Source organism: Streptomyces sp. NPDC020192 (genome assembly GCF_044388685.1).
Classification (GTDB): domain Bacteria; phylum Actinomycetota; class Actinomycetes; order Streptomycetales; family Streptomycetaceae; genus Streptomyces.
The window spans coordinates 31,710-56,151 of record NZ_JBIRXG010000038.1 but is presented as its reverse complement, the minus strand read 5'-3'; the positions used below and the strand labels follow the sequence as shown (position 1 = coordinate 56,151).

Below are 24,442 nucleotides of genomic sequence, written 5' to 3'. Positions count from 1 at the left end.
CCAGGAGAGCCGGACGGCCACTCCTGGGGAACCACTGAAGGCAAGCCCTGTTCAGCCACATCCGACCCTCCCGGGCCACCCAACAACTTACGGAGGCCCTGTTGTCGCAGTTGTACGCGCTCCGTTGATCTCACCTCGCATGCCCGAACGTGCGATTGTCCCGGGCACGTGTACGGCAACGCGGCCGATCACCCCGACCGGGCACGAAGCTATCCGTCGGACATGCGGGATGCGGAGTGGGTGGCCGTGCGGCCGTTGCTGCCGGTGCCGGCCTGGCTCCAGGGTCGGGGCGGGCGGCCCGAGGGCTACTGCCACCGCCAGCAGCTGGACGCGGTCCGGTACCTGGTCGCGGGGGGATCTCCTGGCGGGCGATGCCCGCGGACTTCCCCGCCTGGGGCCGGGTCCATGCCTTCTTTTGCCGCTGGCGCGAACACGGGCTGATCGCCGAGTTCCACGACCGGCCGCGCGGAAAGGTCCGTGAGCGGGAGAGCCGTGGGGCCGAGCCCAGGGCAGGGGTCATCGACGCGCAGTCGGTGCGGGCCGCGGCTTCGGTGCCGGCCTCCTCACGCGGCCACGACGGCGGGGAGAAGGTGCCCGGCCGCAAACGGCACATCGTGACCGACACGCTCGGCCTGCTCCTGGTCGTCGCGGTCACCGCCGCGAACATCGGCGACCGGGACGCCGCGGTAGGCCTGCTGAGGAGGCTGCACCGCCTGCACCGCGACATCACCCTCATCTGGGCCGATGGCGGCTACACCGGCTCCCTCGTCGGCTGGGCACGCGAGAAACGTGCCCTGACCTTGCACATCGTCAAACGCACCGACGACATGCGGGGATTCGTGGTGCTGCCGAGGCGGTGGGTGGCAGAGCGCACGTTCGCGTGGCTGATGAACTCGCGCCGCCTGGCCCGGGACTACGGGGCGCGGCCGGAGAACAGCGAGGCGGTGATCCAGTGGTCGATGGTCACACGGATGAGTCGGCGTCTGGCCCGGCCACGGGCAGCCGACCAGCACTGAAGGCCCCCGACGCGTCCAGCCGGAGCCACCTGCCCTCCGCCAGCCGCCTGGCCTTCGAGCGCACCCCCTCGACCTTCGCCGGCGTCGTCTCCAGCCCCACCCCCACCGCGATCCCCTTGGCCTTCAGCGGCCCCTTGCCTGCTGAGGATTGCTCCTCCACCACACCCAGAATCCGCCCGTAGTCCGGCGCCAGCACGGTCACCGGCAGCCCCTCCCGCCACGGCGGCACCGTCGATCCCGGCACCGGCGTGGGCGCCGTTTCCCGCTCCGCCTCAGTCTCGGTCACGGCAGTCGCCTCGGCCGTGGACGCGGCCAGCACCTCGACCAGCTCTTCCCACGCGATCACCCGCCGGTCCAGCTCGATCTCCGCAGCCTCCAACACCTCAGCCAGCCGCGCGGCTTCCTCCCGCAGGCCCTCCACCCGCACCCGGGCAGCCGTCTCCCGCTCCTCCAGTATTCCCAGCACTGATGCCACCGGACACCCCTCGGTCATGAAGCAGACACAAGACGCCGCATGCCTCCCTCACCCCGAGCGAAACCATGCCTGACCACCAAGAATCAAACGATCACGTTCGGTTGGGATACGGCTTCTCAGGACTGATGAATGGCCTCAGCAAGCGGTCAGATCCGCCGCCGCACCGTCGGCCACGGCGAGGGCAGCAGCGGCCTCGCCTACGACGGACTGCACCTGGCCGGGGACGACCCGCACGCCCTCGGCTCAGAGGGAGCAATTCCCCAGGAATGATCGCCTGTAGGAGCGAAGGGCTGCCCCCGTTCGGCCCTGAACGCATGGCTGTAGTGCGTACCCTGCGCGAGCCTGTCCGAAAGTCTCGTTCTTTCCGGGTACGCCCGGCTGTGCGTCACACCGGCTGCGGATGGGAGCTTCGGTGAGCAAGGTCCTTGTGAGCAAGTTGCCGATGGTCGGCGCCCTCTTCTGGACGATCAAGATCGTCGCGACCACGCTGGGTGAGTCGGTCTCGAATTACGTGTCGATGGCACCCCTGAACATGGGCTACGCCGCCAGCGCACTCATCTTCCTGGCAGCCTTCGTGCTCACGCTGACCGTACAGTTGAGGTCCGACCGGTTCCGGCCGGTGGTGTTCTGGTCGGTGATCCTGACGACCAGCATCGTGGGCACCGCGATGTCCGACTTCATGAACCGCACCGCGGGTCTGGGCTATGCCGTCGGCGCGACCGTGCTGACGACCCTGCTCGTGCTCGTACTGATCGGGTGGCGGGCGACCGGCCAAACCATGGATGTGGAACGCATCGCCACCACCAAGGGCGAGATCCTGTACTGGACCGCGACTCTCGTGTCCAACACGCTGGGCACCTCCAGCGGTGACTTCCTCTCCGACGGCCTGGGCATTGGTTTTCGCGACAGCGCCCTGGTGCTGGGCGGGGCGATGCTGCTGATCCTGGCCGCCCACTACTTCTCACCGATCTCGGGCACAGTGCTGTTCTGGGCTGCCTACGTCCTGACCCGACCTCTCGGGGCGGTCGCTGAGAACGCTGTGGAAAAGCCCGTGGCACAGGGCGGCCTCGGGGTGGGGACCACCATCACCTCCGGCGCCCTGCTCGCTGTGCTGGCGGTTCTGGTGGGTTACCAGCAGCTCACTCACCACGAGCGAACCATCGCGCCGGACCATGCTCCCCGAGCTGCGGGCCAAGCCGATCAGCACCCGGAGGCGGCTCCGCGGTGGTGAAAGCAGACTGATCGTCCAGCTGATGGACGCAGGGCACCGGTGCCGCTGTACGACGACGGACACAACTGCCAACTCGTCCACGTCAACTGATAGTTGAACACATCATGCCCAGAGCTTTCACCGGCTGAGTCGTCAAGGTCATCACCAGCGCTGCTCTGGCGGGGAGCCGCGTTCCTCGCAACCGCCGCACATGCCCACGCCACGGCTCCCAAGCCGTCGGCAGTCAGCGTCAGGCCCGACGCCTCGGCCACCGAGTACGGTCTCCTCGCCGGCCAGCCTGACGCCACGGCCGTCCAGTAGTCCGCCCCAGGTCGTATCGCGCCTGGCTAGGGTGTTCACCACCGTCACTCCGTCCACGGGATACGGCGCCTCCCCACACGAACGGTTGGCGCACCGGCCGCGCTTCCCAGTCGATACGCACCTGAGTACGCCGCAAGGATCAGGCATGCCAGATTGGGGTGGAGGAGCCGCGCCCAAGGACCTTGTCGGGGACGTGGGCCCTGGCGCGACGGTGCCCGTTGCCGAAAAGGCCGTTGGCGAAGGCTCGTCCGAGGAAGCTGCAGCCCAGGCCCCCGACACTGAGGGTGAATCGAACGGCGAGTAGCCCTTGCCGGCGGCGGCTGACTGCATCACTGGTCGGCCGCCGTTCGCTCGCCGCCAGTTCCCCAGGAGGGCTGGACACCAGTGTCGTCGACTCACCGCGAGCCCCCGGCGGTTTACGGAGCCTCGCCGGTTCCCGGTTGAGCCCGCGACCTGCGGCGTGCTCCGTAGCGACGCCCATCGCCTCTCCGTGATGGGACCCAGCCGGGATTCATGTCGCGATATAACGTTACTCTTCTACTCGCGCCGCCGCCGGCGTCGCGCGGAGACGTTCGACAGGACCAGGACGGAAGCATGTCGGGAGAGATTTCGCCCACCGGGAAGCGGTCCGGCCCCAGCTCGTCGCCTGAGCTGCGAGCCTCTCATGCGGACCGGGACCGGGTGGTGGATGTGCTGCGTATCGCGGCGGGGGACGGCCTGCTGACCGCGGACGAGTTGGACGAGCGCCTGGAAGCTGCCCTGTCGGCGCGGACTCTGAGCGAACTGACCGCGCTCACCGCTGACCTGCCACCCGTCGGCGCGACGGGAGCAGAGGTCAAGGACGTAGTCCGGATCGAACAGGTCCACAGCGGCGCGGTCCAGCGTGTCGGGCGCTGGGTGGTGCCGCGGAGGCTGGAGCTCGCGGTGACGTACTGCGAAGTGACGCTCGACTTCACTGACGCCGTGATCACGCACGACACCCTGCGGATCGACGTGGGTATGACGGGGAAGACCCTGACGCTGGTCACGAGGCCGGGCATCGTGGTCGATACTGATGGTCTGCAACTGGTGCACAGCAGGGTGAAGCACCATCGGACTCCGACGAATCCTGACACGCCGGTCACTTTGCGAGTGGAGCTGGTCGGTCAGAAGGCTCACGGCCGTGTGGTGGTGCGGCCCCCGCGTCGGACGTTCGGGCAGTGGCTGCTGCGCAGGCCCACGTCCCCTTCCGTCAGCGCCTGACTCCATCGTTGTGAACTGCCGGCGGGGCGATCACTGAGGTCTCCTGACCTGGGCGACGCTCGGGTATCGCGGGTGCGGCCGCTGCCGAGGTGAGTCTGGTCAGCTCGACTGCTTTGTCCGGTGGGCTTTGCTGCGGGTGAGCCTGTAGGACTCGGTTCCAGTCGCGATCACGTCGCCGCCGGCCGGTACTTCGCCTCGGCGGTCTGGGTTGCCTCCGCCGACGTGGAAGAACCCACGCCGTAACATCGACCAACCCCCTCGACCGTCCGCGCGCCGAAAGGCGGGAACGCGGGAGTCGTTCCGTGGCGACCGCGGGAGCCGATCGCCTGCGCGGGAACGGCTCACAGGACGGCCGAAGAGATACTTCCGCCAGGCAGTTGAGGCTGCTGCCGGGACAGGTGGGCACCAGGCCAGGGAGCGGAGGGCAAGACCTGCGCCAGCTCGTGGCGTACGCGGTCGGCCTCACCATGGACCTGGGCCGGCACATCACCCCGCTCCGCGACAAGGCGGTTGAAGATCGGGGTTTCCTGGAACACGCTGGGACCTGCCTTCTGAGGTGGGCGCGACACGGCAACCGCCGAGCTGCGAACCGATCATGTGACGGATCAAGTATCCAGCGCCACAAGCAGGGCAGTGACCAGCCATACCCCAAACCGAGGTCCCAACCCAAGACGCACGCAGCGACTCCCGTCCAGACCGGCACCGAGTCCTACCGCCTCGCCCACACCAAGGCCCAGATCCAGCAGACTTCCGCCGGCTGAAGGCGGCCCACCAGCACAGGTCCCAGCGCAACCCTACGCAGAAAGGCCGACGAGGAATGGGGACATCAGGTCATACACGATGTCGGGTTGCTCCAGGTGCAGGTCATGACGGGTTCCAGGAATGCTGACGGACACGGTCGGGACGCAACGGCGCATGAGATCATCGACCCGTGCAGGCGGGATGAAGCTCGACTGGGCGAGGATGAGCAGAGTGGGGCAGGTGATGCGCTCCCACTCGTGCGCGAAGGAGTGCTGGGCGGCATCCGCCACGGACCGGACCATCACGTCCCGGTCGAAGCGGGGCCACCACTGCCCACCGCGTTCCTCCAGGCCATCCGCCCAGCCCATGCCGATCGCTCCGCCGCCGAAGAACCGGACCGCGGCATCGCGCGAGGGAAAGGGGGCCGGCCATGAGTCGAACCACCGGCGGATGTGAGCCGGCCATTCGGGGTCGGGACCGCTCACGTCTGCTTCGATGGCCACCAACGCACGGACGAGCTCAGGATGCCTCGCGGCGCCCAGGATTGCTGTGTGTCCGCCCAGCGACTGTCCGACAAGAACAACGCGCTCCAGGCCCAACTGGTCTGCCACGGCAACGACGTCTTCAACGAAGGCGTCCCTGGAGACGTCAGAAGGGAAGCGGTCGCTGGCGCCTTGACCGCGTTGGTCGACTGCGACCACCCGATATGCCGAACTCAGTCGTCCTGCCAGTGCATCCCACTCACCCGCATGACCGGCCAATCCATGCAACAGCACCAACGTCGGCCCGTCTCCGCCCCAGTCCCGGCAGACAAGCCGCACGCCTTCCCGCTCGACCACACGCTCGGTCCAAGTCACCTCGGCACCCTAGCGGGAAGAGATCTCCTGACAACACCCTCGGCAAGCCTGGCTGCCAGGATCCAACGAGCCATCGGCTGGCATCAGTTCTCACGAATATTGATCAAGCAGAACAGCCATGAGCGACTCCCGACCCCGGGCACCACGGCCGCACCGACGGCCGATCATCCTCGAATCCCCCGCGTGAGCGCGAACACCCGCCACTCCGGTACGCCGTCGGTCCACTGCACAGCCAGCCATGGACCGCCGGACCAGGACCCGGCGTCGAATCCGGTACCCGGCATCGAGCGCCCCGCTACGGTGAGCTGCACCAGCTGCCGGTCCTCGTGGTCCAGCTCGGCCGCCTTGTCCCACGCGGCGCCGACGTCGGGCGTTGCGGCTTCAACTCGAGGCGCCCGGCGGCCGTGGCGCTCTTACACGCCCGCGAGCCGCGCCGGTCCGACAGCAGCTCGGACGTCACCGGCCCGGCAAGGTCAGTGATGACGTCGCCGACACTGCCGCAGAGCAGGTTGACTGCAGATTCGGGGTCAGTGTTCCAGACATCCACTGTGCTGCTGATACCGGATGAGGACCGTTCGCGGCGGTGGCTTCCAGACCGGCCAGGCGCAGCAGGCTCTGGGCGACGGGCATCCAGTCGATGACGGCGAACCCGAAGTGAGAGAGGACGCTGTCCTGGGTGACGATGACGCACGGCCCCAGGAACTCTGTGAGCGCCATCGTGGGTGCGTCGTCCGGGTCGCCCCTGTGCTTTCTCGCGGCATCTCCAGGTCGACCACACGTAGGGCGGGCAAGATCTGCTGATCGAGTACGCGGCGCGCCTGACGCTCCGGCACCTCGAAGTCGGCTGCATCTTGGCCGGGTGTTCGTCGACCTCGCCGGGGACGTGTGCGGCGACGTACCGGGGGGCTCGGCCGGTAGCGGCCAACGCGGTGACCCGGTCCTGTCGGCCGCTGTGCCTGGCAGAGAGCAAGCTTCGACCAGCAGGGCATCGGTGCCGAGACGGCACGGTCGAGCATCATGGATGAAGTCCGGCGGCCGCCACTGACATCGGTACGGAATTTTCGAACTCACCGTTCGGCAACGCGCCGGCTGCCCTGATCGCGCCGCCCCCACTCGGACGGGGTGACGTCGTGCAGGCGGATCCAGTGCGATGCCCACCGCTCAAGGCGCGCAAGCCACCGGCACCCCTTCCCCCGCCGTGCAGCGTCTACCACTGCGAGCGGGCGCTCACTGCGGCTGTCGTGCATCGGTCAACGCAACCTGCCCGGCTTTCACCTCGGTGTACCACCGGTTTTCACCCGTTTGCACCGGATGAGGGGCTTGAGAGCGCGAATGCGTGAACGCTGGTGTGCCGTAGGCCCCAACGGAAAGCGAGTTCGGCATGACGGCATCTGCGGTCCCTGGCATAGGACGCCGCACGCGGCGTCTGCGCTTCGCGGCGGCGGGATGCGCGGTCGCCGCCTTGTGCACGGTCACGGCGGCATCGACTGCATCGACTGTCGCGGACGTCGGCACGGGCGGCGCCAAGCCGACCATCGTGCTGGTGCACGGCGCCTTCGCCGACGGCTCGAGCTGGAACGGCGTGATCGAACGGCTCGAGCGCCGTGGCTACAGGGTCATGGCCCCCGCCAATCCGCTGCGCGGGCTCCACAGCGACTCCGCCTACATCGCCTCCGTACTCAAGAGCATCAAGGGGCCCGTCGTACTGGCCGGCCACTCCTACGGCGGAGCAGTGATCAGCACGGCCGCTGCAGGAAATAGCCAGGTCAAGTCCCTCGTTTACATCTCGGCGCTGATGCCGGACGTGGGCGAGAGCGGCATGTCGCTGTCCGCCCGGTTCCCCAGCGCTCTCGGCACCGCCACCACGTCCGTGCCTTACCAGGCCGCCGGCACCAGCGGAACCGACCTGTACCTCAAGCCCGACAAGGTGCACCCGGTCTTCGCGGCCTGCCTCCCGGCCGGCCAGGCGAACCTGCTGGCCGTCACCCAGCGGCCCGCGGCGACCACCGCCTTCTCGGAGAAGGCCAAGGTCGCGGCCTGGAAGAACATCCCGTCCTGGGCCCTCGTCGGCCGGCAGGACATGACCATCACTCCGGACCAGGAACGCTTCGAAGCCAAGCGCGCCCACTCACACACCGTGGAGATCAACACCTGCCACGTATCCCTGATCGCCCGCCCCGACGCTGTCGCGGACCTCATCCTCAAGGCCGCCACCGCGACCGCGGACCACCGCCGCTGATCCTGCTGGCTCAGCACTCGCGACCACCGGTAACAGGGGCCCCGGGCGGTCTTCATGTGGGACACCCCGGTGGGAGCACGAGTTGGACGGCCTGCTGGAGCCCGAGGAGCATGTGTGGTCCGGGCTCTTCGAAACACCGATACCGTCCAGCGGATGCCCGACCTTCTGGACAAGCCACCCTCGGCATCGGTCAAAACCGTACCCGCGAGAGGGGGCGTCGTGCGCTGTGGCGACAACGACTACGCGGTGGGTCGCTCGTCGCCGGACGCCACGAGGTAGTGGGACCGTGAACCCCGCGCGAATGGCCTCGCCGAAGGAGGACGACGCCGCGGCTTCCGCCTGCTGCAACCGGCTCCACAACACGCTCGTCGGGCACGCGGATCTGCTCGACCCGGGACGCCGAGGACGGCCGGGCGACCGGAGTCACGTACCGCATCGACGCCGTATGTCGTGTCCTGGCCGCGGCAGTAGCGGCCCCCGCGGCCGCGGACGTCTCACGGGTCGTGCCCGGCGCTGGTGTGCCCCGGCGTGTGCTGTCGTTGCGCCCGGTTCGCGCCCTGCCCCCACCCGCTTGGCGGCCCGCACGCTCCAGAGCATGGGGGACGACGAGTACGTCGAGCGCGAGAACGGCATGATCCCGTTACCCGGGCCCGGCCCGGACAGCTTCCGGCAGCCACCCGCCGGAGCCCGGCAGCCGTGGGAGCTGGTGGACCGGGCGCAGGCCGCCATCGACGGCGCGACCGGCCCCGAGCCACCCGCTCCGCCCATCTGCCCGAACTGCCATCTCCCGGGCGACCGCTGGCCTACCTACACCGGTCGGCACGTCCTCCTCGAACCCATGCCCATACCCGCCCACCTCGTGCCCGGCGGACACCGCTGGACCATCGACTCCGGCGCCGGCATCGCCTGGAACCGAGGTCTGGACGAACCGCCGCCTGGTGCGCTGTGCCGGATTCCGCACCAGCTGGCCTGTCCTGGCATTCCCCTGGACGAGATCAAACCGTGGGCGTGGCTGACCTCGGTCCGCGAGCACAACGAGGCCGAGGCAATGCGGCGCTCGGACGAGGCCGGGTATCCGGGCCGGTTGCCGGATGCCGGCTGACCAACCTGGAAAGAACCCCGGGCTCTCATGCCGGGGGGCCGTAGTATCAGTCGGCCTGTGTCCAGGGCGGGTCCGGGGTCCAGTTGTCCCTACCGCAGTCCCAGCACTCGAACTCATGGGGGAGCCAGTACCTGTCGGTCCACCACGATGTGACCGGCTTGCCCCACATGACGCACTCGGCGCCGCACCAGCCGTACACGAACAGGAAGTTCACGCTGCCCCTCCCCCAGGCCGTCCGGCCATTCCACCCTTGACAGCAGGGGCGCCCCCTGGTGGCGACCACGCGTCGGCCGGGCCTTCGCGCTCTGCCGCACCATCTGGAGCGAACCGCATTCAGCGGCACACTGCCGCCCAGCATGCCCATGGCCGACATAACCCATGGACACCCGATGGGCGAAAACGACCCGCAACACGACGGCACCCCGTCGTGACTTCATCGAAGACCACGACAGCGGCCAGCAGACCATCCGCGTCTGGTGCCGCTGGCGCTGCCACTGGCACGAACACGGCTACAGCGGAATCCCGATCGGCGACACCGCCGACCGGGCCTCGCACTGCTACGCCCCCGACAGCCCGTACAAGGACACCGGCTACGAGATCCTCATCAGCGGCACACCGTTCTCCGGCCGGATGACGGCGAGGACCGAGCCGGGGGAACGCGGTCGCGGTCGAGGTGATGCTGTACGCGTGCCCTTCGGGGCATCTGCGCGCAAGCACGTCGAACGGATCCGCGTCAGCGGCGGTGGGGACGGCGACGACCAGGAGGAGCGGGAGCTCCGGCTCGGTGCGTGGATCGGGAACCAGCGGGGCAGGGCCACGACGCGGTCGCCGGAGCGAGTGGAGCAACTCTCCGCGATCGAGATGCGCTGGTCGTAGCGGCGTCCGAACGGACGACGGGGGCGGGCAGAGTGATCCCTGTCCGCCCCCGTCGTCAGGCGAAGAGGCCAGCGACAAACAGCGACAAACACGAACTGCCGCAGCGGGCCGAAGGGGACCTCGATGGGACCAGAGACCACGATCGGTGGCTTGGGCGATGGCACGTGGCTGCCCCTCGCGGACGCCCTCACCCTTGCGTCGCTCGCCGTGACGTTGCTTGGTGTGTTCGTCCCTCCCATAAATCCGGCTCTTGGCTGGGAGGACCGCAGCACCACGGTCAGCTCATGGCCGGCTCGGGCTCATAGTCTCTCACCGTGACCGATGCAACTGAGCACGAAGACGCCTTCAAGAACCGAGTGGCGAACGCGGCACGCACTCTGTCTGCATGCGCCGGATATTTCATCGACCGAATCTCCTTCGACGCCTTCGCCCAGGAGGACTCCATGGAGATCGCGCTTCGTGGAGGACCCTGGAAGCCCGATGTCGTCATCTCGCTCTCCAACCTCCATCAGGTCTCGGTTGCCAAGGGGCCCGAGCTCTCCGGCTCCTTCATCGACGAGATCTCCCTGATCCATCTCCCGAAGATGCCGCATCCCTGGCCCGACGACGCCATCGGACGCCTGCCTCGATTCGGCGGACTGTCCGAGTTCGCGTGGCTCAGGATCATCGGCCCAGCCGAGGTGGAGGCGATCGCATCCATCGTGACCGTCTACACGGCGATGAGCGACGCCGAGGCCACCTCGGCGCAGCAGACCGCCTGAGACGAGTCCTTGACAAACGACATTGGGAATCGGTGACAAAAGGCTCAAGGTCGGATGACACAGGACAGTGTTCGGGGACTGCGATGGGCACACAGGAAGTGTCCCGTCCCTGTCGATCTGGTCCCTGTCTCAGATGATCTGGTTCGATTTGCCTGCGGACTCAGGTGACCTGGTTCGCTTACGCGTTTGAAGCGGGCGTCGCTCGCACGTGTCCGAGCATCCTGGGTACACCGCGTCTCCTCAGCCAGCGGTGGTCGGCGGTTCTGCAATGCCGATGAAGTTCCCGGCCTTGGTCCGGATACGGACCGACCACCCCAGCGCGGTGAGGTCGTCCGTGAGGGTCTGGGCGTCGTGGAATACCTTCACGATGCGGTACTGGCTGCCGTCATCGAGTCGGCGCAGCGCCGCCGGGGCCGGCTGGTTCGCGAGGACTTGCTCGTATGCGGCTGCGGCGGGGCCGTCGTCGATGAAGATCGCTTTGCCTCCCGGCGCGAGTGCGGCGGCGATGGTGTTCCAGAAGTCGGGCAACCTCGTCGGCGGAACATGAGAGAGCCAGAAGGCGAAGAACACGGTGTCGTAGCGTCGTGGCGGCCGCCACTCGAACAGGTCGGCCTCGAGGAACCGGACGGAGAGGGATGCGGTGCGTGCCCGAGCGAGGGCCAACACTTCGGCTGCCGAGTCGACGGCCGTCACCGAACGTGCCCGTTCGGCAAGCCTCAGGGTCCACTGGCCCGTTCCGCAGGCCAACTCCAGCACATCCCCGGCAATCGGAAGGTCATCGACGACAGCCAGCAACTCCTGCAGGGCTTCGTACTCTGCGTATTGCCGGTCGTATTCGGCAGCGCCGGCCCGGTAGTAAGCCCTCTGCTCCGCCAGGAGAGCGTCGTCATCCATGCAGGTTCCTCTCATCCGGGTTCGGTCCAGGCCTATCACGCCCAGCTCGACGGTTTGGTCTCCGTAGACACTGTCGGCCTTCACCTTTGGGCAAGGTCAAGACTCATGAGGACCTGGGAACGTCCACGCCGGTCGGCCGGTGGCGGTGCGGGCGTGGTGGGCTGGCATGCGCTGTTCGGTGTCCGGGTCAGGGGGGAGGCGAGTACACCGGTGATCTCCCGCAACTGGGCGGCGGTCAGGGTGGGTTCGGCGACGGCGTCGGCCGCTTCCTTCCAGTGCGACGTACTGGAGTCGGCGATGAGGACGTCCGTCACCCCTGGGCATGACGCCACGCTCAGGGTGCAGGCCCGTGCGGGGGTCAGGCCCGGCCGGATGAGGTCGGCGAGCTCCTGGCCGACCATGCTGGGTAGTTGGCCGCCGTGCAGCGGCGCGGATGCCATCACCCGCAGCCCCGCACCGTCGGCCACAGGGAGCGGGCCACGGCCGTGAAAGGCCTGCGCGATCGGCGTCATCATCAGCAGGCTGACCGGCAGCTGGATCGCGGCCAGGTGGTGCCGGCCGCCCGCGGCTTTGGCTGCGAGGGTGAGCAACTCCCCTACCGTGAACGCCTCCTCCTCCAGGCCCGCCCACGTGGCGATCCCGTATCCGGCCGCGTGCCCGGCCGCCACGGCTTCCTCAAGGATGGCGAAGGCGTCCCGGATCGCGCGGTGGAGAGCTGCGCGGCCACCGGGGTGGGCGCGCTCGGGGTTGTGCCACAGGACCAGATCCAGCCGGTCACGCCCGAGCTGTGTCGGTTGCGGTCGATCTGCCAGCGCACGTGATCCGGGGTGAGGCTGTGCCCGGCCGGGGCCTGGCCCGCGGTGAGAAAACCGGCGTTCACGGCGTCGGTACCCGTGGTCAAGGTGCGGTAGCCAGCATTCGTGGAGATCCGCAGGGCCGGGTGTGCGGCGAGGGTGGGGGCGAGCAGGGTCTGCGCCTCCCCCAGTGGCGTAGTTTGGGGCGGCGTCGATCCACTGCGCGCCGGAGGCAGCCGCGCGCACGGCCGCTTCCGACATCGCCCGGCACCTGTAGGTGCCTAACGCGAGCGCGGCTGTCACAACAGGCTCCCCACCACGGCGGCCTGCCCGGCAACGAGCTCCTGCACCAGAGCGACGACGGACGGGGCGTCCAGGCCGGCCGCATCGGCGAGCGCGGCCAGATCGGCGGTGCGGCCGTCGACCAGCGGGCGCAGCACCGCCTCCACCTCGGGCGCGAACTCGTACGTGTTGCCGGCGGCGGGCAGTATCACCGCGTCCTCGCCTGTCTCCCGGACCGCGCGGGCGGTGGTCAGCCGTACCCGCAGGTGCGAATCGGTTGGGATGCCGTCGACGTGCGGCAGGCTCGGTGTCATGCGGCCGACGGCCTGGCCGTCCATCGCGTCCCGGTAGCGGGCGATCAGCGCGGGGTCGTCGAGCAGTTCGGCGAGGCGCTTGCGCATGGCGTCCAGGGCGTCGGCCTGGACATCGGACGGGGGCGAGCAGCGACAGGTCGCGGCGCCAGTCCTCGAGGGAGCGGACGCCCTGGTCGACGGAGACCGCGTGTCAGACGCCGCACGGCACGTACAGCACGGCCCCGGGGTGCGGGACCAGGTCGTCCACGGGCTCGGTGGGTGCCTCGGCGGGGTCCTCGATGTCGCGGTACAGCGGGGTCGGGCGGTGGTGCCGTAGATCCGCCACCGGTTGGCGCCGTCCGACTGGACCACGATGGTGTCGTGGTGATCGTCCCAGTGGACGCAGAAGCCCTCGGTGGCGCTCCAGGAGGCGTACGGGTTCGCCTGCACGGGGGTGCGGAAATCCCGCTCGATCGCTTCGGCGAGGCGCGCGATCAGCGGGTAGCTCGTCGACGCTGTCCAGGGCGAGCGAAACACCCTCAGACAGGCGGGTGTGCAGTTCGGCGGGGTGCAGGCCGTGCCACACGATGTGCCGGCGCATGGTCACGGAGCGGTGTATACACCGGCCAGCAGCGTCTCGCCGTCGCGGGACAGGCGCATGCGCGGTGGATGAAGGCGGTGGCCGGCCAGCAGGTGCTCGGGGGTCGGTGAGGTCCTTGGCGTACGCGACGCGCTCGGCCTTCGTCCAGGCGTAGGCACCTGAATCCCAGGCCTCGGCGAGTGGGACGAGGTGTTATTCGCCCTGGGACAGGGCGCCGCTGACGCCCGTGACATGAACGATGCGCACCGTGTCCCCTTCCTGGACGGCGCGTTATCCGGCACAGCAATGAGATACCACTGACAGTGATGACAGAGGGGGTGTGGTGGCGAGTACGCAGCAAGTGGTCACCGCTCCAGCTGTGACCGGATCGGTCCGTACCCGGACCCGATGAGGCCTGTCGCCACTGCGGCCTCGCCGGTCAGGCTTGGGAGCATGACCCGAGCACTGATCGTCATCGACGTCCAGGAATCCTTCCGCGCCCGCCCGCTATGGGAGACCATCTCCAACCCGAAGATCGCCCACCAGGTGGACCGACTGGTCCGGCTCGCCCGCCAGGCCGGGGACCTGGTGGTGTGGGTGCTGCACTCCGAGCCCGGCAGCGGCGATGTCTTCGACCCCGCGCTCGGCCATGTCCGGCTGATGAAGGAGTTGCAGCGCCGGGACACGGAACCGCTGATCCACAAGACCTCGCACAACGCTTTCACCACGACCAACCTGCAGCAACTCCTCACAGAGCGCGGTATCCAGGAGCTCACTGTCTGCGGCATCCGCACCGAGCAGTGCGTAGAGACCACCACCCGCGTCGCGAGCGACCTCGGCTACCTGGTCACCTTCGTCATCGACGCCACCGCGACCAACCCCATCCCGCACCGCGACGCTCCCGCCGACCAGACCGTCGCCGAACTGCTGTCGGACCCCCGCACCCTGAGCGCCGAGGAGATCATCAGGCGCACCGAGTACGCCCTTGCCGGACGCTTTGCCACCATCACCACTGTCGGGCAACTGGAGGCCTCGGCCGAGCCTCGGGCATGATGACCGGATCGTGAGCCACATCGCCTTTCTCCTGGTGCCCGGACTCCACCTGCTGGACCTGGCAGGCCCCGCGCAGGTCTTTTCCACGGCCTCCGACTTCGGGCACCCCTACACACTCAGCTACGTCGCCGAGCAGCCGCTGGTCCCCACCGCTCAGGGCCTGCCACTGGTGGCCCAGCTCGACTGGCCCGACCTCGGCCCCGAGGACCTGATCGTGGTGCCCGGCTGGCGGGCGCTCACCCTGGCAGCCAGTCCTGCCATCGGCGCGGCCTCCCTGCAGTCTCTCCGGGACCACCACGCCAGGGGTGGCACCGTTGCCAGCGTCTGCGCTGGAGCCGAGGCGCTCGGCCGAGCCGGCCTGCTCGACGGCCGCCGCTGCACCACCCACCACGATGTGCAGGACGAGCTCGCACGCCGCTACCCCAGGGCGATGGTCATTCGCGATGTTCTGCATACCGCCGACGACCGGGTGGTCACCTCGGCCGGCATCGCCAGCGGCATCGACCTGGCCCTGCACCTGATCGCCACCCGGCACGGCCCCGCCGTCGCCGCGCAGGTGGCCCGGGACATGGTCGTCTACGCGCGGCGCAACGGCCATGAACCGCAGGCCAGCGCAATGCTCAGGTACCGATCCCACCTCGACGACACCGTGCACCACGCCCAGGACCTGCTCGACGCCCGCTTCGACCAACCGTTGCCCCTGTCCGCCCTGGCCGCGACCGTGGGCGTGAGCGAACGCACTCTCACCCGACTCTTCACCCGCGCCACCGGTGGCCTCACCCCACTGCGCTATCAGCAAACCCTCCGTCTCGAACGCGCCGAGCACCTCATCAGCCACGGCGCCACGGTCGATGCCGCCGCCCGCGCGGTCGGCTTCGAGGACCCCCGTATGCTGCGCCGCCTGCGAGCTCGCCAGCACTGACCAGTAGCAGCGCACGCCAAAACGAAATGCAAACCACTCTTGGCGAGGGCGGCACCGGGCCGGATGTCTGGACCCGACTGGTCTACCTCCGGCCGGGCCCGAGCAGACGATGCGGTCCGGCATGCCGGCAGCAGGCACTCGACGCGCTCCGGCGCCAGCTACCGGCATGCCTCACTGCCGGCCGGACACGGCCCTCGGCGTCGCCGACCAGCGTCAGCGCGGTCGGGCGCTGCGCGGGCGGCGGCCCGTCGTCTTCTTGGCGGCCGTCTTCTTCGCCGCGGTCTTCTTGGCAGGCTGCTTCTTCGCGGCCGCCTTCTTCTTCGGCTTCGGCAGCTCGTGCACTTCGGCCGGACCGGCCTCCTCACCCCCCGACGCCCTGGCCTGCTGAACGGAGGCGTTCAGGGCGGCCATGAGATCGAGGACCTGGGCCGACTGCTCCGGCTCGGGCGGGCGTCGCCACGAACCCGGCGCACGCCCAACCTCTCGCGGCCGCTCCACGCGTATTTCGCGATGGCCACCCTGCTGGAGCGGCGCAGCGCTTCGACGAGGAGCCTGTATGGCTTCGCGGCCACCTGCCCGCCGGCGACGAGGTAGTACCCGGCGCCCCTACGGTGTGGGCACGGCCAGTTGTGGGCCGAGTCCGTCTCGCGCTGCGAGGCAGCGAGCAGGCCGAGCAGCAGGGCAGCCAGGGCGAGGGCGGCGCCGGCGAGGGAGGGGCCCTGAACCACTGACCGAGCGCATCCGCCGCTTCGGCGAATACTCCACCCGCGAGCTCGCCGACGAACCCGACGCCTACGACCCTCACCTGGACGTCGACTTCACCTCGATCCGCGGCGACGGCCCGCCGACCGACGGCTTCAGCCGGGCGCGAGAGCCAGCCAACGGCCGGATGCCTGAGCTGGCCGGGCGCGTGTCGGCGAGCACCTCACGCAGCCCTGGCACCACGTCCGGGGGCTGATCGCGGGAACCGGGTTGAGGTCACAGCAATCGGTCGACCAGCCCGTCGATGTAGTCCGGGGTGAGCGGGCCCATGCCGAACAAGACGCGGATATACATCGGGGCCAGGATGTGGTCCAGCACGTCGAACGCGTCGGGTGCGTCCTCGCCACGGTCGCGGGCGCGATCGAGCATGGACTGCAGTTGCCGCATGCGTTCGGCGCGGAGATCGTCACCAGCCTGCAGGCCCTGCTGACCGTTGCTCGACAGGGCGACAGCCAGGCGCACCACCGCCAGACCGTCGGGTCCGGTGATCTCGCGGGCCACGTTGGCCGCGTACGTGCGCAGGTCGCCGACCAGGCTCCCGGTGTCGGGCATCGGTGACTGCGCATTGAGGCGGGTGAGCGCCACGTCGGCGAGCAGGGTTTCCAGGCTGCCCCACCGGCGGTAGATGCTGCTGTCGGCTACGCCTGCGCGGGCTGCGACCTCGCCGACGGTGAAGTTGCCGTAGCCACGCTCACTGATCAGGTCGGTGACGGCCTGGTGCACCTGCGCGCCGACGCGTGCGCTGCGCCCGCCGGGCCGCCGGGCTCGCTGTTGTTCGTTCATGCCCCCACCTTAACGCAGTCGCGACTTGCGTTTGCGAGGCAACCCTCCCTATAGTCTCCTAACGCAGTCACCGACTGCTTTAGAGCGCTCAGGTGTATCGCCGCCCGCGTCGACCGTGGCCGGGCGCAACGAACGATTGAGAGGAATCCCCATGGCTGCATCGCATGCGGTCGTAGGCAGTCGATCAAACCGGGCCGTGCTGCTCACGGTGACCTGCCTAGGCCAATTCATGGTCCTGCTCGACAACACGATCGTTGGAGCGGCGCTGCCCGATATGCAGCAGCGGCTGCACACCCAGTTGACCGGTCTGCAATGGATCGTCGACGCGTACGTACTACTGGTCGCCATGCTGCTGCTGTCCGGCGGCATCTTCGCCGACCGGTTCGGCCGCAAGCGGGTGTATCTGACCGGCGTGGCGGTGTTCACCGCCGCGTCGGTGCTGTGTAGCCTCGCGCCCTCGCTCGGCTGGCTGGTCGCCGGCCGGGTACTGCAGGGCATCGGGGCCGCGGCGCTGAGCCCTGCCTCGCTCGCCCTGCTCGCCGCCGCCTATCCCGTGCCGCAAGAACGAATCAAGGCGATCGGGCTGTGGGCCGGATTCAGCGGAATCGGTCTGGCCGCAGGCCCCGTGGCCGGCGGCGTGCTGACAGATGTCTTCGGCTGGCCCGCCATCTTCCTGGTCAATCTGCCCATCGGCGTGGTCCTTCTGCTGGTCGGTCTGCGCAGCCTTGAAGAGACCCGCAATCCGAGCGCCCCCGCGATCGACATCCCGGGGACGGTGCTGTCCGTTCTGGGGGTGGGGGCGCTGACCTACGGGCTGATCGAGGGTGGTGCCCGCGGCTGGACGTCGCCGGTGATCCTGGGCAGCTTCACCGCCGCAGCGATCCTCCTCGCCGCCTTCGTCGCCGCCGAAGCGCGTCGCTCCGCACCGATGCTGCCGCTGCGGCTGTTTCGGCGGCGCCTGTTCACCGTGTCCAACACCGCCATGGTCGTGGTGGGGTTCGCGCTCATGGGCTCGTCGTTCTTCTTCTCCCAGTTCTTCGTGTACGTCCAGGGCAGCTCGATCCTGTGCGCCGGCCTGCAGACCCTGCCGGTATCCCTCGCCATGGTGATCGTCAGCCCGTACGCGGGCCGGCTCGCCGCCCGGTACGGCTTCCGAATCGTGGTCACCACCGGCCTGGCCCTGGCCGGCCTGGGACTGCTGGCGCTCGGCACGGTGCACGCCGACACCGGCTACGGGAACGTGTGGTGGCGGCTGGGACTCGCCGGCACCGGCTTCGCCCTGGCCATGTCCCCATTGACGGGAGCCGCCATTCAAGCGGTCAGCCCGCAGGAAGGCGGCCTCGCCTCAGGCATCAGCAGCACCACCCGGCAGATCGGCGCGGTGCTCGGCGTGGCGGTACTCGGAGCCATCGTCCGCACCCGGCAATCCGGCGGCGCCTCCTTCGAGGCCGGCCTCAACAGCGCCTTCGTCGCTGCCGGCACCGTCACTTTGGCCACCGCCGTGTTCACCGGCCTGTGGCTGGCGAGGTCCAAGCCCGCGGAAGGCTCCGCGGCGCCGCGTCGTTCCACCGAGCCAGATGCGGTCACCACCTCGAACGAGGCATCCGTGAACAGCCGTTGACCATGACAACCGCCTTGGCCGGGAGCAGCGGCTGCGCGCCGAGGGCGTCGACATCACCATACCGCTGCCGAGAAGCCCAGGGGCGAACGCTACTTCCAGGTCTCCGACCCCAGCGGCGTGATCATCCAGTTCACCGAGTGGGTCACCCCACCCAGCCCCGAGAACACCTGAAGCCCCACCGGGCCAGGTTGATCCGGCCCTGGCCCGGCGACGCCCCGCCAGGACCGTGTGCGACATCCCTCAACCACGCAAAGGACCCCGGCCTTGTCCCCTGACCCGACCACCGTGCACCCGCTGCCCGCCCACGAACGCGTGGTGTTCCTCAAGCCGCTGGTCACCTCACCGAACATCGCCGTGGGCGAGTACACGTATTACGACGACCCGGACGGCGCCACGGACTTCGAGCACCGCAACGTCCTCTACGCCTACGGGCCGGAGCGTCTCGTCATCGGCAAGTACTGCGCGATCGCCTCGGGAACCACGTTCCTGATGGCCGGCGCCGAGCATCCGACGATGGGGGTGTCGACGTACCCGTTCACCATGTTCGGCGGCCGGTGGGCCGAGCGGACGCTGGACATCGTCACCGCCATGCCCAGCCGCGGCGACACGGTCGTCGGCAACGACGTCTGGTTCGGGTACCGGGCGACCGTCATGCCTGGCGTACGGATTGGCGACGGCGCCATCATCGCGGCCGGCGCCGTGGTCACCGCCGACGTCCCGCCCTACACGATCGTCGGCGGCAACCCGGCCAGACCGATCCGGCAACGCTTCGACGACGCCGACGTCGAGCTGCTGCGGCGCGCCGCATGGTGGGACTGGCCCGTCAGCCTCGTCACCGAGCACGCCCGCACCATCATGGCCGGAACTCCGGCCGACATCGCACGCATCGCCGCCGAGCACGGCCTGGGGAGGCCCCTGTGACCCACGCGACCGTCGAAGAGCACACGGTGGCCGACCACGCGGCCGGACCCTACTCCCTCACCACGGGACCGGACGGCGCCCTGTGGTTCACCCTCGTCCACAGCGGTCGGATCGGCCGCCTCGTCCCCGGCGAGGAGCCGACGAGCCACCGGCTCGACCCCGCCTGCGGGCCGACCGTCATCGCATCCGGCCCGGACGGCGCGCTGTGGTTCACCGAGTACCGGGCGGACCGGATCGGGCGCATCACCACCGACGGCGTGATCGACGAGTTCGGTGTGCCCGGCTCCGGCTGCGGGCCGTTCGGCATCGCGGCGGGACCCGACGGCGCGCTGTGGTTCACCGAGACCGCCGCCGACCGCATCGGCCGCATCACCGTCGACGGCAGCGTCACCGAATTCCCGCTCCCCGTCACGGGCGCGTTCCCGTCCGCGATCACCGCCGGCGGCGACGGAGGGATGTGGTTCACCCTCAACCAGGCCGACGCCATCGGCCGGATCGGCATGGACGGCGCGGTCACCCTCCACTCCCTGCCGACGAAGGAGGCGGCGCCGGTGGGGATCGCCGCGGGACCCGACGGTGCGCTGTGGTTCACCGAGATCGCCGCCGGCCAGATCGGCCGGATCACTCCCGACGGACGGATCACCGAGTTCCCGTTGCCCGACCGCGCCGCCCGACCGCATGCCGTCACCGTCGACGGACAGGGCACCGCGTGGTTCACCGAATGGGGAGGCAACCGCGTCGGCACGATCACCCCCGACGGCTCCGTCACCGTCCACGACCTGCCCACCCCCCGCTCCGAACCGCACGGCATCACCGTCGGCCCCGACGGTGCCCTGTGGACCGCGCTGGAGATCGGCACGCTCGCCCCCGTCGCCCCGCCGGACAGCACCACCTGAACGAACCGCCCCCCTCCCACACCGTCAGCAGTGGTCGCCCGTACGGCGGCCGGAGTTGGAAATCCCATGAAATACGCACTCGTGATCGGCGAGACGGACGAATCGCGCCGCCGGATCCAGGCCGACCGGGCCGCGTACCGCAAGGAGTACGAGGGCTGGATCGGCGGCCTCGCCGCGGCCGGGAAACTGGTCGGCGGCGAAGCCCTGGAGACCGAGCGCAACGTGCCCCTAAACAGGACCGCTAGGCAGACCTAACGGAGCCCTATTAGCCGTCTACCACCGGTGTGGCGTCGGGGCCCGTCAGCGCCCGGCTGGCGGGCGGGACGGGCGGGCCAGCAGCGTGCGCAGGTCGGTGATCCGGAAGCCGCGGGAGATGACGGCATCGAGGATCCCCGGCAGGGCCTCGGCATCGATCACGTCGGTGCCGCCCCCGGATGCACCGACGTGCATCTGCAGGATGGCTCCCGGCCGCAGGGCGTCCAGGGCTCTGCGGCGGGCGCGGGCCACGGTCATCCCGCCCTCGGTGCCCTTCCACCCGTTGGTGTCGGTGGTGAATTCGATGTCCGCGAATCCGAGCGCGTTAACCTCTCCGATCTGGGCGGGAGTGGTCTCGCTGTAGGGAAACCGGAAGAACGGCGTCAGGGCTCTGCCCGCCCCGGCCGCTCTCAGGGCTCGCTCAGCCGCCCGGACCTGCCGGATCCTCCCGGGAACGGTCAGGTCCTTGAAGTAGGGGTGGTTGTAGGAGTGGTTGCCCAGTCCGTGTCCCGCAGCCGCGATCCTCTTCACCGCCTGGGGGTAGCGGTAGGCGAAATCGCCGGTCAGGAAGAAGGTCGCAGGCGCGTGCTGGCGTGCCAGCTCACCGAGGATCCGGTCCAGACCGGCATCGTTCCACGCCGCGTTGAACGTCACCGCGACCACCCGCTCCCGCGTACGGATCACACGGTTCTCCGACCCGAACAAGGACACCAGCCCCGCGTCACCGGCCGTCACACCTGACGACGCGACTGGAGTCAGCGGCGGCGGAACCTCTGACACCACCGCCCGCAGAGCGGTGTACTGCGCACCGGACGCAAGGAGCATGCGGCGGGAGACGACACGGCGTAGCGCGGCCTGACAGCGTGGTTCCATGCCCCCACCATCGGACAACCGACGCAGACCCTTGAGGAGACGCCCCGTGGTGGCATCCGCGAGCGGGGCGCATCCGGTACGGCTCAGGCTCAGTGGCGGGCCCATTGCCCGCCCCCGGGAAGGAGTGCCGACGGCGCTCGCTGGTTATCCCGTGGTGTAGGGGAGGAACTTCACCGAGGAGGCCACGTCGTTGAAGCCGTTGCCGTTGTTGAAGCTGATCGACTCGCCCGGCAGGAGTGTGACGGGCACTCCCTTGAAGTCGTAGTCGGGGTAGATCCGAACGATGTAGCGGCTGTTGTTGACGACGGAGCTGGTGATGTCGTTGAAGAAGTAGTCGTCCAGGCGCGAGATGTCTTCGGTGGTCCGCAGGATGCGGGCGCTGGTGGGGGCGTTGTAGTCCCAGTTCTCGTAGAGGCAGACGTAGTTGTGGGTGCAGGCGTCGCGGCCCTGGCCCCGGATGATCGACGCGTCGGCGGAGGCCGGAGCGGCTGCCGTCAGCAGAACGGCGGTGACGAGCGCGGCACCGGGCACAAGGCGGGGCGAAACAGCGACAACGGCGCGGCGCGTACGCGAGCGAGCGGCACGGAACACGGACGTTCCTTTCCAAAGGGAGCCGGGATGGCCGGCTACACAGCCGACCGTGAAGGCGCATCCAGCACCCCAACCGCGAAGCGTGACACCAATACGCCCCCTTGCCCTCCCCATCACCGCCGTCGGCGGCTTCAACGACCAGCGCGAGCATCTGGCTCACGCCCCTGTTCGCAGGCCGGGACCCCGCGGAGTGCCCCCGGCCGAGCGAACCACCCATCGATGGCGGCCGAGGCGTTGTGTGGTCTCGATGCCACGGCGGGCGATACGGGGTGTGATGCCACGGTTCGCGGATCCATCGGCGCAGGTGAAAGCACGGACGCTGACGGGAGTCGTCGGCGAAGCGCGACCTTTCCTGCTCTCCCCGGGGGCCGAGCTCATCGAGGATGACGCGGTGCAGACGGGCCCACACCCTGGCCTGGCTCCACCGGTCGAAGCGCCGGTAGACCGTCGGCCAGGCAGGCCCGAACACTGAGGGTGACTGGCGCCACGAACACCCCGACGTGGCCACGAAGACGACGGCCGCCGGGCACTCGCGATCTCCCGCCCGCCGGCGTCCGCCCCTTGCGGACGCGCGGCCACCGTCTCGTGAACCACCCGCCGGAACAGCTCCCACAGATCATCCGCCGCCAGACGTTCAGCAGGACTCGTCCTACCAGCACAAGGGCCCAGCCCGCCGAAGCGTCTTCTGTGACCGCTTACTTGTGGTCACGGAGGAAGGTCGGGATGTCGGCTCGGGTCGGATAGTTGGGCAGCGGTGCGGGCTTGTCCTGGAGGAACGCGGTGATGACGGCTGCTGCTCGTTGGTCGTTGTCACTCAGGCCGTTCCACATGTGGTGGCCGACGCCGGGCATGTACTGAGTGCGCCGGATGGCGGGGTCGTCGGCGAGGACGGTTGTCTCCCACTGCCGGACCTGGGAGGAGCACTCGGCGATCATCAGCATCGCGGGCGTCCGGGAGCGCCTCAACTGCCGGGCGATGGAGGCGGAGTCTTTGACCGTCTGCTGGACGCGGAGGCTGGCGGCGGCGCTGAAGGAGAAGTTCCGCGCTGTGTCCTCGACTGGGATGCGGTGCGCGTCTTGCGCGCAGTAGCCGGACGCGGTGTCGCTGCCGAGATCGGCGGCCGTAAAGGCGTTGTCACCCTCCGCCTGTCCTACCAGCCCGTTGTCCGGGCTGAGCAAACCGAGCCGCATAAGGCCGAACGCGACCGCGTACCGCGGAACATGTGTGGAGCGCGGTCCGGTCATGGCCGGTGCGATGCCGCGCGCCGACGGCCTGCCCTTCTGCCCCGCGATCCGGGCGGTGGGGCCGTCCATCGGGCCTGGCTCGGCGATGACCGCCCGGTGCAGGTGGGCGGCGATGGCCGGGTCGGCCAGCGCGCGGGTGAGCACGGCCGCGCCCGCAGAAAATCCCAGCACGTCGACGCGGCCCTTGCCGAGCCTGTCGACGAAGGCGCCGAGGTCGCGGACGGACCGGGTGATCGAGTACTGGTCCATGGGCAGCAGGTCGCTGCGCCCGCCGCCGGCCTGCTCGTATGTGTACACGTCATAGCCCTCTCCCGCGAGCCGCTGCAGGAAGTGGTGGTCGAGCACCGAGATGCCGCGCACCGGGCCGCCGTTGAGGTAGACGAGCGGAACGCGGTGACGAGGGCTGTTGCTGGTGGGCGGGTAGCGGTAGACCGCGACCCGGCTGCCGGTGGACAGGCCCCAGTGCTCGGTGGTCACGAACGGCAGGGCGGACGGGTAGCGACGCGTCGTGGGAGCGGTCGGAACGCACACCGACAGTGTCAGGGCCGCTGCGACGAACACCGGCAGGAACGGCACCAGCCGTCCACGCCAGGTCCGGCGGCGGCCCCGCCACAGCGCCGCGACGACCGCGATCCCGAGAGTCGCGGACCACGCGGCGAACCCCGATCCCGCGCCGTCGGTGGCGACGATCAGCGCCAGGAAGACGGCGACCAGCGCCACCACCCCGGCGGTCGCCGCCAGCAGTCGGCCGACGAAGCGGAACGAACGTATGACGGACGGTGGCATGGCAATCTCCCCCAGCTTTTTAAAACGCCGTTTCAAAACGATGTTATCAGTA

Annotated in this window: 28 protein-coding genes and 2 pseudogenes; 14 read left to right on the top strand and 16 right to left on the bottom strand. The window is 69.2% G+C overall.

Annotated features, from left to right (window positions below):
* Positions 1–371 precede the first annotated feature (371 nt).
* Complete coding sequence (locus ACH47Z_RS41190; protein WP_399083799.1) at positions 372–1,016, top strand: IS5 family transposase; 645 nt, start codon at positions 372–374, stop codon at positions 1,014–1,016.
* Here ACH47Z_RS41190 and ACH47Z_RS41185 read toward each other — a convergent pair.
* Positions 964–1,509, bottom strand: a complete 546-nt coding sequence (locus tag ACH47Z_RS41185) for a hypothetical protein (protein WP_399083796.1) — start codon at positions 1,507–1,509, stop codon at positions 964–966. The genes ACH47Z_RS41190 and ACH47Z_RS41185 overlap by 53 nt on opposite strands.
* A gap of 111 nt (positions 1,510–1,620) precedes the next feature.
* On the opposite strand from ACH47Z_RS41185, the gene ACH47Z_RS41180 reads away from it, so the two are divergent.
* The 3 genes from ACH47Z_RS41180 (at position 1,621) to ACH47Z_RS41170 (ending at position 4,264) form a co-directional block, all read left to right on the top strand.
* On the top strand, positions 1,621–1,761 hold the full coding sequence (locus tag ACH47Z_RS41180; RefSeq protein ID WP_399083793.1) for a hypothetical protein: 141 nt from the start codon (positions 1,621–1,623) through the stop codon (positions 1,759–1,761).
* A 142-nt stretch (positions 1,762–1,903) separates the two neighbouring features.
* Entirely contained in the window at positions 1,904–2,722 is an 819-nt protein-coding gene (locus ACH47Z_RS41175) for a hypothetical protein (protein ID WP_399083790.1), read from the top strand.
* 894 nt (positions 2,723–3,616) lie between these two features.
* A complete protein-coding gene (locus ACH47Z_RS41170) occupies positions 3,617–4,264 on the top strand; it encodes a DUF1707 domain-containing protein (protein ID WP_399083810.1) in 648 nt (215 codons plus the stop codon).
* A 794-nt stretch (positions 4,265–5,058) separates the two neighbouring features.
* Here the strand turns inward: ACH47Z_RS41170 and ACH47Z_RS41165 are convergent.
* Complete coding sequence (locus tag ACH47Z_RS41165; RefSeq protein ID WP_399083787.1) at positions 5,059–5,862, bottom strand: alpha/beta fold hydrolase; 804 nt, start codon at positions 5,860–5,862, stop codon at positions 5,059–5,061.
* A gap of 456 nt (positions 5,863–6,318) precedes the next feature.
* Entirely contained in the window at positions 6,319–6,579 is a 261-nt protein-coding gene (locus tag ACH47Z_RS41160) for a hypothetical protein (RefSeq protein ID WP_399083784.1), read from the bottom strand.
* A gap of 664 nt (positions 6,580–7,243) precedes the next feature.
* Here ACH47Z_RS41160 and ACH47Z_RS41155 point away from each other — a divergent pair.
* Together ACH47Z_RS41155 and ACH47Z_RS41150 are read left to right on the top strand one after the other, a co-directional pair.
* Positions 7,244–8,101 carry an alpha/beta fold hydrolase gene (locus tag ACH47Z_RS41155; protein WP_399083781.1) on the top strand — a complete coding sequence of 286 codons (858 nt, stop codon included), beginning with the start codon at positions 7,244–7,246 and terminating at the stop codon, positions 8,099–8,101.
* Between the two features lie 595 nt (positions 8,102–8,696).
* Positions 8,697–9,203, top strand: coding sequence for a DUF6083 domain-containing protein (locus ACH47Z_RS41150; RefSeq protein WP_399083778.1), 507 nt, complete (start codon positions 8,697–8,699; stop codon positions 9,201–9,203).
* A gap of 46 nt (positions 9,204–9,249) precedes the next feature.
* Here ACH47Z_RS41150 and ACH47Z_RS41145 read toward each other — a convergent pair whose 3' ends face one another.
* Positions 9,250–9,417, bottom strand: coding sequence for a hypothetical protein (locus ACH47Z_RS41145; protein WP_399083775.1), 168 nt, complete (start codon positions 9,415–9,417; stop codon positions 9,250–9,252).
* Between the two features lie 164 nt (positions 9,418–9,581).
* Here ACH47Z_RS41145 and ACH47Z_RS41140 point away from each other — a divergent pair, with 164 nt between their 5' ends.
* Together ACH47Z_RS41140 and ACH47Z_RS41135 are read left to right on the top strand one after the other, a co-directional pair.
* Complete coding sequence (locus tag ACH47Z_RS41140) at positions 9,582–10,079, top strand: helicase associated domain-containing protein (RefSeq protein ID WP_399083772.1); 498 nt, start codon at positions 9,582–9,584, stop codon at positions 10,077–10,079.
* 314 nt (positions 10,080–10,393) lie between these two features.
* Positions 10,394–10,840 carry a hypothetical protein gene (locus ACH47Z_RS41135; protein ID WP_399083769.1) on the top strand — a complete coding sequence of 149 codons (447 nt, stop codon included), beginning with the start codon at positions 10,394–10,396 and terminating at the stop codon, positions 10,838–10,840.
* Positions 10,841–11,080: 240 nt separating this feature from the next.
* On the opposite strand, the gene ACH47Z_RS41130 is transcribed toward ACH47Z_RS41135, so the two are convergent.
* The 5 genes and pseudogenes from ACH47Z_RS41130 to ACH47Z_RS41110 form a co-directional block, all read right to left on the bottom strand.
* Positions 11,081–11,734, bottom strand: coding sequence for a methyltransferase domain-containing protein (locus ACH47Z_RS41130; protein WP_399083766.1), 654 nt, complete (start codon positions 11,732–11,734; stop codon positions 11,081–11,083).
* An 80-nt stretch (positions 11,735–11,814) separates the two neighbouring features.
* A complete protein-coding gene (locus ACH47Z_RS41125; protein ID WP_399083763.1) occupies positions 11,815–12,789 on the bottom strand; it encodes an aldo/keto reductase in 975 nt (324 codons plus the stop codon).
* 38 nt (positions 12,790–12,827) lie between these two features.
* A complete protein-coding gene (locus ACH47Z_RS41120) occupies positions 12,828–13,211 on the bottom strand; it encodes a winged helix domain-containing protein (RefSeq protein WP_399083807.1) in 384 nt (127 codons plus the stop codon).
* Between the two features lie 103 nt (positions 13,212–13,314).
* The gene (locus ACH47Z_RS41115; protein WP_399083813.1) at positions 13,315–13,449 is read right to left on the bottom strand and encodes a hypothetical protein; all 135 of its coding nucleotides are present in this window, start codon (positions 13,447–13,449) and stop codon (positions 13,315–13,317) included.
* A 23-nt stretch (positions 13,450–13,472) separates the two neighbouring features.
* Positions 13,473–13,553, bottom strand: a pseudogene (locus ACH47Z_RS41110) (hypothetical protein); the annotation flags it as partial.
* Positions 13,554–14,136: 583 nt separating this feature from the next.
* On the opposite strand from ACH47Z_RS41110, the gene ACH47Z_RS41105 reads away from it, so the two are divergent.
* Positions 14,137–14,736: an isochorismatase family protein gene (locus ACH47Z_RS41105; RefSeq protein WP_399083760.1), complete on the top strand. Its 600-nt coding sequence runs from the start codon at positions 14,137–14,139 to the stop codon at positions 14,734–14,736.
* Between the two features lie 10 nt (positions 14,737–14,746).
* Positions 14,747–15,658, top strand: coding sequence for a GlxA family transcriptional regulator (locus tag ACH47Z_RS41100; RefSeq protein WP_399083757.1), 912 nt, complete (start codon positions 14,747–14,749; stop codon positions 15,656–15,658).
* Between the two features lie 213 nt (positions 15,659–15,871).
* Here ACH47Z_RS41100 and ACH47Z_RS41095 read toward each other — a convergent pair whose 3' ends face one another.
* The 3 genes from ACH47Z_RS41095 to ACH47Z_RS41085 form a co-directional block, all read right to left on the bottom strand.
* Positions 15,872–16,069: a hypothetical protein gene (locus ACH47Z_RS41095; protein ID WP_399083754.1), complete on the bottom strand. Its 198-nt coding sequence runs from the start codon at positions 16,067–16,069 to the stop codon at positions 15,872–15,874.
* Positions 16,057–16,230 (bottom strand): Ku protein, encoded by a 174-nt coding sequence (locus ACH47Z_RS41090; RefSeq protein ID WP_399083805.1) that lies wholly within the window; start codon positions 16,228–16,230, stop codon positions 16,057–16,059. Before ACH47Z_RS41090 ends, ACH47Z_RS41095 begins: the two co-directional genes overlap by 13 nt.
* Positions 16,231–16,636: 406 nt before the next feature.
* Positions 16,637–17,203: a TetR/AcrR family transcriptional regulator gene (locus ACH47Z_RS41085; RefSeq protein ID WP_399083751.1), complete on the bottom strand. Its 567-nt coding sequence runs from the start codon at positions 17,201–17,203 to the stop codon at positions 16,637–16,639.
* Between the two features lie 151 nt (positions 17,204–17,354).
* Here ACH47Z_RS41085 and ACH47Z_RS41080 point away from each other — a divergent pair, with 151 nt between their 5' ends.
* The 4 genes from ACH47Z_RS41080 to ACH47Z_RS41065 all read left to right on the top strand — a co-directional run bounded on the left by ACH47Z_RS41080 (position 17,355) and on the right by ACH47Z_RS41065 (position 20,896).
* On the top strand, positions 17,355–18,824 hold the full coding sequence (locus tag ACH47Z_RS41080; RefSeq protein WP_399083802.1) for an MFS transporter: 1,470 nt from the start codon (positions 17,355–17,357) through the stop codon (positions 18,822–18,824).
* 264 nt (positions 18,825–19,088) lie between these two features.
* Positions 19,089–19,745 (top strand): CatB-related O-acetyltransferase, encoded by a 657-nt coding sequence (locus ACH47Z_RS41075; protein ID WP_399083748.1) that lies wholly within the window; start codon positions 19,089–19,091, stop codon positions 19,743–19,745.
* The gene (locus ACH47Z_RS41070) at positions 19,742–20,641 is read left to right on the top strand and encodes a virginiamycin B lyase (protein WP_399083745.1); all 900 of its coding nucleotides are present in this window, start codon (positions 19,742–19,744) and stop codon (positions 20,639–20,641) included. Before ACH47Z_RS41075 ends, ACH47Z_RS41070 begins: the two co-directional genes overlap by 4 nt.
* Before the next feature lie 66 nt (positions 20,642–20,707).
* A complete protein-coding gene (locus tag ACH47Z_RS41065) occupies positions 20,708–20,896 on the top strand; it encodes a hypothetical protein (RefSeq protein WP_399083742.1) in 189 nt (62 codons plus the stop codon).
* A 45-nt stretch (positions 20,897–20,941) separates the two neighbouring features.
* Here ACH47Z_RS41065 and ACH47Z_RS41060 read toward each other — a convergent pair whose 3' ends face one another.
* The 4 genes and pseudogenes from ACH47Z_RS41060 to ACH47Z_RS41045 all read right to left on the bottom strand — a co-directional run bounded on the left by ACH47Z_RS41060 (position 20,942) and on the right by ACH47Z_RS41045 (position 24,390).
* On the bottom strand, positions 20,942–21,769 hold the full coding sequence (locus tag ACH47Z_RS41060) for a polysaccharide deacetylase family protein (protein WP_399083739.1): 828 nt from the start codon (positions 21,767–21,769) through the stop codon (positions 20,942–20,944).
* A gap of 144 nt (positions 21,770–21,913) precedes the next feature.
* Positions 21,914–22,360: a peptidase inhibitor family I36 protein gene (locus ACH47Z_RS41055; protein WP_399083735.1), complete on the bottom strand. Its 447-nt coding sequence runs from the start codon at positions 22,358–22,360 to the stop codon at positions 21,914–21,916.
* Between the two features lie 403 nt (positions 22,361–22,763).
* Positions 22,764–22,973: pseudogene (locus ACH47Z_RS41050) on the bottom strand (transposase); the annotation flags it as partial.
* A gap of 82 nt (positions 22,974–23,055) precedes the next feature.
* The gene (locus ACH47Z_RS41045; RefSeq protein ID WP_399083732.1) at positions 23,056–24,390 is read right to left on the bottom strand and encodes an alpha/beta hydrolase; all 1,335 of its coding nucleotides are present in this window, start codon (positions 24,388–24,390) and stop codon (positions 23,056–23,058) included.
* Between the last annotated feature and the right edge of the window lie 52 nt (positions 24,391–24,442).